At 38.3% G+C, this 11,790-nt stretch carries 8 protein-coding genes; all 8 read right to left on the bottom strand.

Annotation, left to right across the window (positions count from 1 at the left end; translation table 11 throughout):
- Window positions 1-12 precede the first annotated feature (12 nt).
- The 8 genes from J0M08_03205 to J0M08_03240 all read right to left on the bottom strand — a co-directional run bounded on the left by J0M08_03205 (window position 13) and on the right by J0M08_03240 (window position 11,785).
- Window positions 13-3,573 (bottom strand): gliding motility-associated C-terminal domain-containing protein, encoded by a 3,561-nt coding sequence (locus J0M08_03205; protein MBN8702044.1) that lies wholly within the window; start codon window positions 3,571-3,573, stop codon window positions 13-15.
- 14 nt (window positions 3,574-3,587) lie between these two features.
- Window positions 3,588-4,031 (bottom strand): hypothetical protein, encoded by a 444-nt coding sequence (locus tag J0M08_03210; protein MBN8702045.1) that lies wholly within the window; start codon window positions 4,029-4,031, stop codon window positions 3,588-3,590.
- A 2-nt stretch (window positions 4,032-4,033) separates the two neighbouring features.
- Complete coding sequence (locus J0M08_03215; GenBank protein ID MBN8702046.1) at window positions 4,034-5,038, bottom strand: hypothetical protein; 1,005 nt, start codon at window positions 5,036-5,038, stop codon at window positions 4,034-4,036.
- 1 nt (window position 5,039) lies between these two features.
- Complete coding sequence (locus J0M08_03220) at window positions 5,040-6,572, bottom strand: hypothetical protein (protein ID MBN8702047.1); 1,533 nt, start codon at window positions 6,570-6,572, stop codon at window positions 5,040-5,042.
- Window positions 6,573-6,583: 11 nt separating this feature from the next.
- Window positions 6,584-7,108 (bottom strand): hypothetical protein, encoded by a 525-nt coding sequence (locus J0M08_03225; protein MBN8702048.1) that lies wholly within the window; start codon window positions 7,106-7,108, stop codon window positions 6,584-6,586.
- A 171-nt stretch (window positions 7,109-7,279) separates the two neighbouring features.
- The gene (locus J0M08_03230) at window positions 7,280-8,203 is read right to left on the bottom strand and encodes a hypothetical protein (protein ID MBN8702049.1); all 924 of its coding nucleotides are present in this window, start codon (window positions 8,201-8,203) and stop codon (window positions 7,280-7,282) included.
- Between the two features lie 104 nt (window positions 8,204-8,307).
- A complete protein-coding gene (locus J0M08_03235) occupies window positions 8,308-8,952 on the bottom strand; it encodes a T9SS type A sorting domain-containing protein (GenBank protein MBN8702050.1) in 645 nt (214 codons plus the stop codon).
- On the bottom strand, window positions 8,900-11,785 hold the full coding sequence (locus J0M08_03240) for a hypothetical protein (GenBank protein MBN8702051.1): 2,886 nt from the start codon (window positions 11,783-11,785) through the stop codon (window positions 8,900-8,902). Before J0M08_03240 ends, J0M08_03235 begins: the two co-directional genes overlap by 53 nt.
- Window positions 11,786-11,790 lie beyond the last annotated feature (5 nt).

Consider the following 11,790-nt stretch of genomic DNA (forward strand, 5'->3'; position numbering starts at 1 on the left):
TATTACCAATTACTATCTTACCAATGTTAGATTGCCTTTCTCTGAAATTTCAGTTTCATCGAACAACTCCGCCTCTACAAGCCAAATATAAACTCCCGCGGGAACGTCTTTGCCTCTAAATGTACCGTCCCATCCTATACCGGAATCTTTTGTTTCAAATACTTTTTCGCCCCAACGATCGTACACAACAAACTTTAACTCTCTAATTCCCTTGCCTCGCACATAAAACACATCATTCAATCCATCTCCGTTCGGAGAAAATATATCAGGAATAAAAATAGAGGTAGGCTCCAATATGCAAATATCAACAGAAGATTCATCAGTACAGCCACCTTCATTGTATATTAATAGTGTAGCAGAGTAATTGCCTGGATCTTGAAGTGTAATTTGAGGATTAACCCCTTTAACAAATGGAATTGTATCTCCATTACTAAAAATCCAAAAACCTGTTTGTGCATTCAAACTCAAATCAAGCATTGTTAAACTCCTTTGCTCGTATGGAATACAGGCGTATTTAGGATTCACAGAAAAAAGTGATTTAATTTTAGTGTAGCTCGGAATCTTAATCACGGTATCAATAAAACATCCTGAATTTTTATCTGTTATTTTAACTGTATATATATTTCCTGCTAATCCTGTAATAGAAGCGGTAGTTTTTGCAGGATTTGTTGACCATGAGTAAGCATAATTACTTCCGGCTCCAACGACAGTAACTGCAGCTGTTCCAGACAATCCATAACACAAGGTATCTGTGGTAGTTGCAGTTTGAGAAAATGTAGGATAAACAAGAATTGTTATAGAATCTGTTTTTTCGTCCGAACAATTATCGTTGGTATTTACTATATACGTGGTAGTGATGCTCGGAAATACTTGATGTGTATTAATTGCAGGCAGTCCGTTATTCCATGCATATGTAATATTTGCAAACGGAACTCCGGTGGTAGCAGCTAAGGAAATAATTGCATTATCTCCAATGCACAACGAATCGTTTGTAGCAGTTAATGTTGTTGTGATTGCGGGGTACACGGTAACTTGTATGGTATCAGAAGTCGAGCAACTTGCACCTCCGGAACCTACATAATAATAGACAATCTGATGCGCTCCATTCCCAGCAATGGAAGGGTTAAAGGTATTTCCTACAATACCTGGACCGCTAAGCACACCGCCTGTTGGGTTTACAGATAAATTAAATGCACTATCATTAAAACAATAAGTAGTGTTTAATCCATTTATTTGTGCTGCTGTAAATTGATACACAGTAACATCTACAGATGCTCCGCATCCGTTAACACGCGTAGTGTAATAAACTGTAGAAGTAACCGACCCAGTAATTGCCGGATTAAACAAGCCGGAGTCGGCATTCACAATTCCATATCCATACCATTTAATTCCATTTCCTATAACTTGTAGGTCGATGGGAAATGTTGGCATGATGGAACATACAGAAGTATCTGCAAAAGACAATGTGCCGGGATAAACAACAATGCGCAAGGTATCTGTACAATTATTTGCAGTATAGAGTAATGTGTGTAATCCTGGTCCGGCTAAGGAGGGTTTAAAATAAAACTTTCTGTCATACACTGGCGGATAGCTTATTAACGCAGGCCCTGTCCATAGCCCTCCACCGGGAGTTCTGTAGGCATTAAGAAAAACAGAATCCATATCAGTGGAACAATAAAAAAGCGTATCAACTGACACCTCAGTACTACGTGTGTAAATCCGAAGCGTATCAATACATCCATTTGGAGCGGTATATTGAAACCACTCTTCTGAATTATTGGGTGGAACAGAGGGATCATAAAACCCCCAATTGGTTTGCAAGCCGGAAGGGCCAACAAAAGTTTGAAAAACTGTTGCCCATGTGCCTCCGGGAGGGTCAGGAATTCTCAACGTATCGGCCAACGTACCTTGACACACTACAAAATTTCCTCCAACATCAGACGGTTTTAAATACAGTTTTATCGTATCTGTACATCCATTAATTGAGTAAACAAAATTTTGATTTCCGGGATTCATGAATTGCGGCTGAATTATACCATTTATCAAATCGGAGAAAGCCCAATTGTTGTTAAGCCACGTACCACCCGGTGGGCTGAAATTTAATTGATAATGTCTTATTGATTCACAAATAGTATCTCTGCTGCTATTTATGTTTAGCGAACCAACTGTTACAACTTTACTTTCGGTACATCCATTTGGGGATGTGTAAACAACCGTATATGAGCCAATCGTAGAGGGGTTAAACAATCCGCCACCTGTTACAAATGGCGTGCCTGACCATGCGCCACCCGGAGGAGTACCTCCGGAAAGCATAAATGAGGGAGCTCCCGGACATGAAGCTTGAGCAAGCCCAGCATCAACTGCATTAACCGTAATTCGCAAACTATCTTTACACTGTCCACCAATAGTATAATAAATAGTATGTAAGCCACCTCCGGCAGAATCGGGATTAAATGTGCCGGGCTTGGTAATTAGCATTCCAGCGCCACTCCAACTGCCGCCCGGTGGTGTTGCTAAAACCGTAAATGCTTTAACCGATTGACAAATAGTAGTGTCTTGTCCAGGGAAGGTAATGGTAGGCGAAAGAATAGAAACTAAAATTGTTTTTGTTTGAATTGGTCCACCAACAGCAGGCTGCACAGAAACAGTATATATAGTTGATGCGGTAGGACAAATAGATTGTACAGCGCCATTCGGCAAACCATGACTCCAATAATAATTGTATGCTAAACAACCCGTTGGCGCTACTGATGCGGTTACCTGTGTACAGGTATTTGCGCAAACAGAAAAGCTAGGAAGAGCTGTCGCTGTAATTACGAACGGGCAGTCGTTTACAAGTGAGGTATCTCTCAAAATAAATGTCCACAAACTATCGCAGTTATCAAGCATACTGTAATTTACTCTTACCACATACTCACAGTTAATTGTAAGTGGCGCACTTAGTGTAACTCGTACACTTTGAGTACTATCATTTACACAAATTAAACCGGCTACAGCTGTGGTAAGAGGGTTTAATGTGTTATTAATACTAAACACTGAAAAGTCATTTATTGTTAACGAATCGCAATGAATATTTCTACTGAATAACAAATCGACTGTGTTGGTGCTACAAGCAGGTTGCGGAGATACAGAGAATGTAGGAGGCACAGGTGGAGCAACAACGGACGTCCACTGTGCTGCAAAACCAAACTTGTTTAATGCAAAATCGGACACAAAGACCAACACCATACATCCCGAGGTTGCGGTTACTGCACCTGGAGAAACCTGTCCTGTATATCCGCCTATCAATGAAGTTCCATCATATACGTACAATGAATCTGACCCGGCCTCTAAATCAAAAAACGAAAAATTAAGAGTTACACTAGAATTGGAGCAAATACGAAAAATACTATGTTCATTTGCACTATAAATCCCAGAGGGGCCACCAGAATCATAAACCTTACCCTTACATTCAGTTATGGTAGTATCTCCATTCAGAATCATATTGAATGATGGCACTTGTGCTTTTAACACAATTGCAGAAAATGCAAGTAGCGCAACTAAAAATATTTTTCTTACAACAGTAGCTTGCATTAAACATGGATTATTTATAGGCTATCATGAATAGCGATAGAGGAAGTAACAATTTCATTACTCCAATTCCCGGCTCTATCTTTTATTTTAATGGATAGGGTAGCATTCTCTTGCGTTGCATTGCCTAAGCGAAACATATTTTTCAACTTGATTCGAATTTTGCCTTGTGTTTGCAACTCTTCATTATTAGGTGTTATTGGTTTTAGGTGATATCCATCTGCATTTAGTAAGCGACTGTCTTTTACATGAACCGATTTTTCATCGGCCGACTCATCTCCTAAATCGCCATTGTTATCTTTATAGGATAGTGTAACAATTACACTATCCCTAAACTCCATAACACTTGTAGGCTCTACGCTTTCCAATTCAATAGTAGGTTCCAAAGCCAACTCCTTATCTTTCTTTTTGCAAGAAATAATACACAAAAACAATACTGCTATAAAAAAAATCTTTTGCATATCTATTGAATTTTTAATGTAAAGTACTCGAATACATTTTTAGCGACACCTATATTAGGTGTTTCAGTAACGACAGGTTGGTCGTTATCATCCAAATACAATCTAACATACAACACCGTTCCCGAGGAATAAGTAGCTGTATTGATTGTAATCTTCCTGGTGTAGCTAACGCTAGTATTTACATCCAATAGCTTAGGTCCCGATATAGGGCTTGTAACAACAGTAAGATTCTGTGCGGCTGTAGTATCTAATTTAAAAACAGAATTAGCAAATTTAATGGTATTGTTTGAAATGGCCGCAGCACTAGTGCTATCGTCTTCAACCGCAAACCACAAATCAACCGAGCCTTGCGGAACCAAAATGGAACCCCTCTTATTTGGGTTATCAAATCTAGGATATGCGCTACTTGTATTACCTACAGGGAATGCCATAAAGCCTACCGTTTGTGGTTGTTTGTTGCCAAGAGTTGGGGAATTATTAAACATGTCTTTTGCGCCTGCGTTTATCCAATCTTTTATGTTTTGTATGTAGGTGTCTGCATTGTTTGTCCAGTCAGTACTATTAGGATTGTTAGACAGTAAAAATGGCATCCTTCCTTGCGTACCTAGCAGAGCTTGTGTTAAACGAACATACAACATAGAAGAATCTGAGTTACCCGGCAACACACGGTATCTGTAAACTTGTGGGAGTGGTTGCATAATAGTGCTATCAAAACCATGATTGAATGTTGGCGCGTACAACAACGTGTTATAAGAGCTATAAATGCTTCGGAAATCGGGCATAAAGGTTCCATCATGGCATTGAACATTTCCGCAAGTTGGTCGAAATATTTTTTCGTACAGATAGGCAAAATTATTTCCGGCCGGATTATTTAAACCTGGAGATGGCCCCGGATCTTGCAATGCGGGATCGTCATACGGGTTGTCAAACTCCGGATCTTTTTTGCACGAATTAAATGCAATAGCCAAACACAAGACTAAAACAATAAGAACTAAATATTTATTCATGCTATGTTAGTTTTTGAGTGCTTAATAATGATACCGGTGTATTGTATAAAAAACTATTTTGCTGATGCTCTTGTTGCAAATCTGTTAAAAAGCCCATTGCATGCGCAATGGTAGGCACAATATCGGCAGTTTGATTATTATTGGAAGTGCTATAATCAACCATGTGTCCTAAAGAAGGACCTTGTGTCCAAGCGGTACTATTTTGTGGACCTAAAATCATAGCAAACACATCTTGTGTGTTTAAATCAGAATGGTCGTAGCCCAGCAAATTATTAATATCCTTAATTGCGTTTGGTTGCAAATTTCTTCCGCATTCAGGTACAATTATCATGATGGTATTGTCTTGAAAGCCTGGTGTACTTTGTATATATTTCCACAAATGCGCTACACTATGGTCTGCCACATGCAAATTTTGCAAATACGAAGGGTAATTTTGGTGCGCACCATCCACCGCATGCATATTTACTACCGTAAGTTTCGGTTTAAATTTATCCATCACTTCAATAGCGTATCCAACTGCGGTTGTATCAACAGATTGATAACTACCTCCAATTATATTTCCTTGCGGATCTCTAACAGTTGCAGAACCATTGTGTATAAGAGGGAATCTAATATTATTATATGAAGCACCAAACATATTTTGCATAAACTGTTTTATATCGTGCTTCTCTTGCTCCGTGTTTCCAATATCTGTATACGTAACTCCAACTTGCTCGAAAGTATTGTCTAAAAAGTTTTTAAGCCCATACAAATTGGCATATTCATCCGGATGATAAATCTTAGCATCTTTTAAATATTTTTCTCCTAAAGGAGTTGTCAACGATTTTTTATTTCCAAAAATAACATCAGGCACTAAAAAATTAGCACCGTACTTTGCACCCCAATTAGGATGCTGGCTGTAAGACAAGAGTGGAATAGAGTTGCCTATTCCGTATCCAACAAACCAGGTGTCGGTAGCCTTTAAACCTCTGTACTTACGAGCATATTCAAATATGGTAGGATACAGCGGCCGCTGCTTCAATCCTTGAGAAAGTAAGGTATTTCCTTGCAACAAAACATTTAGGCCAGTGTAATGTCCGGGAGAAGAGCTTTTGATTTTTTTATAAAATATGCCTTGTGTTTGCAAGGTATTTCCTTGCTGAAAAATGGGGTCAATATGCGAATCTCCGGAACCGGATGGACCATAAAATATTTTACCGGCCGCATTATAGTCACTATTGTTTGTAGAAACAGTTTTATTGTAAACAGGAGATTGCCCTTCCAACAAGTTATACATCACATTTCCTTTGATATCTAATTTTGGCAAATCCCCGGAAGGTCCTGTATAACTAGAATACTGGCTTCCCTTTAAATACAACTGCTGAATAGAATCTTGGTGTCTTATGCCACCCGCCATCATTACTAAAACAACATGATCTACTAGAGCTGTTCCACCTGTGCTTGCAAACAACCTACCCGATGGAAGTATGTAAGGAGCAACAAAGGCACCGGCTGCAGCCAATCCTGTTTTTTTTATAAATTCTTTTCTGTTCATGTTTGCTCTTTTTAGTAGTACAAATACTCGTTAGATAAAACGAATGAGAAATAAACTATCTCAGGCGAAATTTTTGTAGAGTCTAAGTTGCCTCCGGAATCTTTCCCCCATGTTTCGATATAGTTTTTTACATATGTTTTTTCTGCTTCGGTAGGATATCGTATATAAAAACGCTTGTAGGTGTCGTTCACAAATTTATCTACATCGGCCATCATCTCTACATGGGTTGGCTTTAATACTTTTTTGCTTACATCGTTCAACATGTTATTAATTACCAATTCTCGCACCAACGATTTATCCCCCACAGCTTCTATTGTCTGACTAATTTCAAAAATTTGATTGGCACTAAGCGCCTTTTGAAAAAGGTTGGCATGCAGTATAGCCACAAACTGCTCGTTGGTTTTTAGTTTTGTTTTACCAGATGTGCTAGGGTTTAATGTAATGGGATTTACATCATACGTAGGCTCTAATTCTTTTTTGCAACCTACCACAAAAAGAAACAGACAAAGGGTTGATGTAATTAATATTTTTTTCATTTTAAAGTTTGTTAATTGAAACTATACACTTTCAATTTAAATACGCCACAAAGTCTTCGACTGGCTCAGGCTGACTTTCGCTCGGTCATATTGAGCCTGTCGAAATAGTGCGTTGAGTTATTAAAAAAATCATTTATTTATCTATTTATTTTTTTTATACAATCATTCATTTTAAAATCCTGCATATTCATTCGTAATCAACACTTTTCGTTGCAATTTTTGTAAATCATGGTCGGCATATAATTCTTGTATATAGGTGTATATCTCGCTGGAAGATGGGCTTCTGGATAAAAAGCTCTTGTATGTCCACCAAATTAATCCTTCGTAAAATTCGTGCGAGGTTGTTGCTATTTTTATAAAATCTCCCTTGTTCTGCCCAGACATTCCAAAAAGTGTTGCAGGCTTGTTGTATTCCACCATATCATAGGCTTTGTTGTATTCATTAATATCTGGAAAGCGGTAATACAAATCATTAAATACAGCATTAATAAAATTGAAAGAATTCATGTTGATCTGATCGTACACTTTATTGTACACCATTGCATAAAAAACATCATTTATATCAATCGAATCGTTTCGGTATTTGGATTGAGAATCGTGTATAGCCCATAGTTTTCGAACTTCAATCCTATTTATTTCTGCACCAAGAGAATCTCCATTAGTCGAATCTACAACAACATTATATTGATAATGCCCATAAATCCAATTCCCTATTATGTCTTGATCGCTTATAGACTCTAACGTTCTAGCTTTTGCCATTTCATAAAGCTTGTTATAGTAAGCATATTTGTAAGAGGAATCTCCGGGCAAATACGTTTCATCTGTTTGCAACCTAAGTACAATTGCCTCTCGAGCTGCCATGCTTACATCAGAGGCACGTAAAATTTCAACATCTCTTTGCAGTTCGGTTTGCAGTGCCTCCCTTCCTATTAAATCTATGTATAGTTTATTCACATAGTTTTCGAGTTTTATGGTGGAAAGCCCTTTGTATAGAGGTGCGTTATTGTCTAAAATAAGTTCGGCATCTTTTTTACAAGAATGGATTAGGGTTAAAAAAGATAAAAGAAGAATTGAATAGTTAATTCTATTTCTCATTGTAAATAAGCAGGTTTTGACTAAATATAGTCTAAAAAATACTAAGAATCAATTTAAAAAAATGTTATTCTTAGCATTTGAAAGCTAAAAAGGGGGGAACAAAACTACCTTACAACTAGTTTTTTATTGTAAAGCTTGTTATTACTACTTGCGGTAATTGTGTATAAACCGGGAGCTAAATTTTGGTTAGTTTCTATGTTTGTTATTATTTGTTCCTCTTCTAAAATAAATGCTTTGGAGTAATGCTCTTTGCCCAACACATCGTGCACTACTATTAACACCTCTTCTCCGGACTGTCCGGTAAATGCTACATTGATATTACCATTGGTTGCCGGATTAGGGTAAACCATCAGTAGAGAACTTTCCAACTTTAAACGTTGAAACTCTACCGCTACCAATTCGCTATAATCATATGCTCCATCAAAATCGGTTTGTTTTAGGCGGTAGTAAGATGTGCCTTGAAAAGGCTTTGTATCAATTGTTGCATAATTTAGTATTTGAGAGCTATTGCCAGCTCCATCAACAGTTGCAACAAACTCATAATTAACTCCGTCTTGTGTTTTTTCAATTGTAAAGTAATCGTTATTCGTTTCGCTGGCAGTTGTCCATTTTAATTGGGCGTATTCGTTATTTATATTTTCGGCTGTAAAACTTAATAGTTCTATCGGTAGGCCCACCATGCAGGTAGTAGCCAATTCAGAGGTATTGTTGTCTGATACTGTGCGCTGTGGCGGTAACACTTTCTCCATTATTAATAGTTACACCACTTAAGCTCCACGCCCCACTACCATTAGCTAATACTGACCCAAGGTATGTCATTGCATCTTGGCAATTGCCTGTATTGTTTTTAAATACTTCTACCGTATCGTTGGCTGTGGCTGTACCACTGACACTTGTTCCATTAAAGGCTGTTACGGATGGTTTTGCTTTGCTTGCATTGGCACTAGATGCTAGGGTTACACCACTGGCATTAGAGTAAATTAAATTTCTCGAAATTAAATTTCCTGTACATGATGCCCCGGTTAAATAAACTCCAGCAGTACCATTGTGTGCAATTACATTACCATACGGATTTTGCCCGGTTGCCCCACTATTACCACCAATAGCATTACCAATATTCCCATTGCTGATATATATTCCATAAGCCTGAACGGTTCCTGTAGGGGCACTTCCAGTTGAAGTACATCCAATATAATTTCCTTGTATTTTGGCACCAGTGGTGGTGGTTGAAAATAAGCGTATGCCATTTTGGGTATTTCCAGAAATTATATTTTTCTCGGCTGCACTCACCCCTCCAATCTGTAGGCCTAAAGTATTTGAAACTACCCTAATCCCAATATTTTGGTAGTAGTTAGAGGTGCCGGAAGTACCATCTGCAGCCAAACCTATTATATTACCCTTAATAACTACATTATTATTATTGTTGTTAAAAAATATGATTCCGGACGATAATGCTCCATAGTTTGCAGAAATTACATTTCCATCACCAGCAGAGGTGCCTCCAATTTGGGTGCCATTTGCGCCACTTAACAGATGAATTCCTGCATCTTGCGAAGAAGAAGCAATGCCGGAAGCCCCGTCAGTTCCCACTCCAATGTAATTTCCTTTTATAATGGTACCGGTCATATTGGTATTTATATAGATGCCTGCTGTTTCATTCCCGCCAATAATATTTCTTTTACCCGAACCATTGCCTCCAATAGTTTGGTTATTGCTATTAACATAAATTCCGTTTAGTTGGGTATTCGAAGAAACATAACTCATACCATTTGCTTGTGTACCTATATGATTTCCAAAAACATTATCTACTCCACTCGATTCTAAAATAATACCACTATTTATATTTCCGCTTATAACATTTCCTTCGCCAGCTGTTGTACCACCAATGGTATTTCCGTTAGAAGTGCCTGATAAATATACCCCTATGTCGTTCGAAGCTTTTGTGCTTCCATCACTACCTAAACCTATATAGTTCCCCTTAATATTGTTTCCACTAGAACTTCCGGATATGCTTATTCCCCAGGCGTTATATCCAAATGTTAAAACATATTCGTGCCCTGAAATTATATTTCTACCGGAAGAAGTTCCGTTTCCAATGAGATTTCCATACGAATTACTTATGTCTATCCCAACACCCTGACCACTACTATTTGCAGTCGAAACTTCTGAAACACCATCCGGATTTAACCCAATAATATTACCTAGTATTGTGTGGGATGTAACAGAGCTTAGTAAAATTCCTGTTCCATTTGAGTCATTTAATTGATCACCATTGTCAGAAATAGTATTTCCTTCGCCACTGGTGGTTCCCCCTATTGTGTTGGAATGTGCAGAACTATGGCACGATATTCCAGTGCGTTGTCCAATGGTATAAGATATGCCCGATGCGTCTTCATCTGAACCTATTCCAATTTTATTGCCTTTTATGCTATTGCCTGAAGTGCTTGCTCCTGTTAGCAAAATACCCGCTGTATTATTTAATGAAATAATATTACGAGCTCCGGTTGTGCCACTCCCTATTTGATTATTGGTGCTCCCATTAGCCAAGTATATACCATAGTCCTGATCGCTATTTACCTCCCCAAGTCCACCTCTATTTAAACCAATTACATTACCTAAAATAGTATGAGAAGATACTCCGTTTAAATAAATACCTGAATTTGTATTTCCTGTAACTGTATTTTCCTCGGCTGAAGCCGTACCTCCAATGGTGTTGCTATTGGATGAAGCTCCTCCCGAAATATAAATGCCATAATCTTGTGATGATGTAGCTATAGCAGATGTTCCATTACTTGCTAATCCTATATAATTTCCTTTAATACTAGCGCCTGTTGTATAGTTAGAAATATAAATTCCCGCCTCTGTATTTGCAGATATAATATTGCGAGCTCCGGATACATTTCCCCCTATTACGTTGTTTGACATATATTCTCCATCTCCAAAATCGTAGAAATAGATACCATATTTTTGGGTAGAAGATGTAACAACAGTAGAGCCATCTGCTTGCGGGCCTATGGTATTTCCAATTATGGTATTACTACTTACCGATTCGGGATTATAATCTAACGCACTTCCTAAATAAATGCCATACCCTCCTGCAGCACCATCGTTATTGCCTGATATAATATTTCCTTCTCCGGCTGCAGTTCCGCCAATGGTATTATACATACAGGCATCATATAAATACGCGCCATAATTTTGGGTGCTGCTTGTCACAAAAGAAGTGCCATTGCTTTGCAATCCTATGTAGTTTCCTTTTACTACGTTTCCGGTTGCTCCCGGATAAGTAATAGTGACACCCGAATATTCATTCCCGGAAATAATATTTCGTTGAGCGTTTGCACCACCAACAGTATTATTAGTACCAGATATATCCACACCCGTTTGTTGAGCATGGGAGGTTACATAAGTACTACCATCTTTTTGTAGCCCTATTACATTTCCAATAACAGAATTGTTTGTTCCCCCAACTCCAATACCGGAAGTGTTCCCCGAAATTACATTTGCCTCTCCTGCAGCGGTGCCTCCTATTGTGTTGTACGAGCCAGCTAGACCAACCCCTCCTTGAGCAGATGATGTCATAAAGC

This window comes from Bacteroidota bacterium (assembly GCA_017303975.1).
Classification (GTDB): domain Bacteria; phylum Bacteroidota; class Bacteroidia; order JAFLBG01; family JAFLBG01; genus JAFLBG01.

Excerpts from the sequence above, each read along its gene's own strand:
- J0M08_03205 (MBN8702044.1), bottom strand. The coding sequence starts at position 3,573 with ATGCAAGCTACTGTTGTAAGAAAAATATTTTTAGTTGCGCTACTTGCA.
- J0M08_03210 (MBN8702045.1), bottom strand. The coding sequence starts at position 4,031 with ATGCAAAAGATTTTTTTTATAGCAGTATTGTTTTTGTGTATTATTTCT.
- J0M08_03215 (MBN8702046.1), bottom strand. The coding sequence starts at position 5,038 with ATGAATAAATATTTAGTTCTTATTGTTTTAGTCTTGTGTTTGGCTATT.
- J0M08_03220 (MBN8702047.1), bottom strand. The coding sequence starts at position 6,572 with ATGAACAGAAAAGAATTTATAAAAAAAACAGGATTGGCTGCAGCCGGT.
- J0M08_03225 (MBN8702048.1), bottom strand. The coding sequence starts at position 7,108 with ATGAAAAAAATATTAATTACATCAACCCTTTGTCTGTTTCTTTTTGTG.
- J0M08_03230 (MBN8702049.1), bottom strand. The coding sequence starts at position 8,203 with ATGAGAAATAGAATTAACTATTCAATTCTTCTTTTATCTTTTTTAACC.
- J0M08_03235 (MBN8702050.1), bottom strand. The coding sequence starts at position 8,952 with ATGGAGAAAGTGTTACCGCCACAGCGCACAGTATCAGACAACAATACC.
- J0M08_03240 (MBN8702051.1), bottom strand. The coding sequence starts at position 11,785 with ATGACATCATCTGCTCAAGGAGGGGTTGGTCTAGCTGGCTCGTACAAC.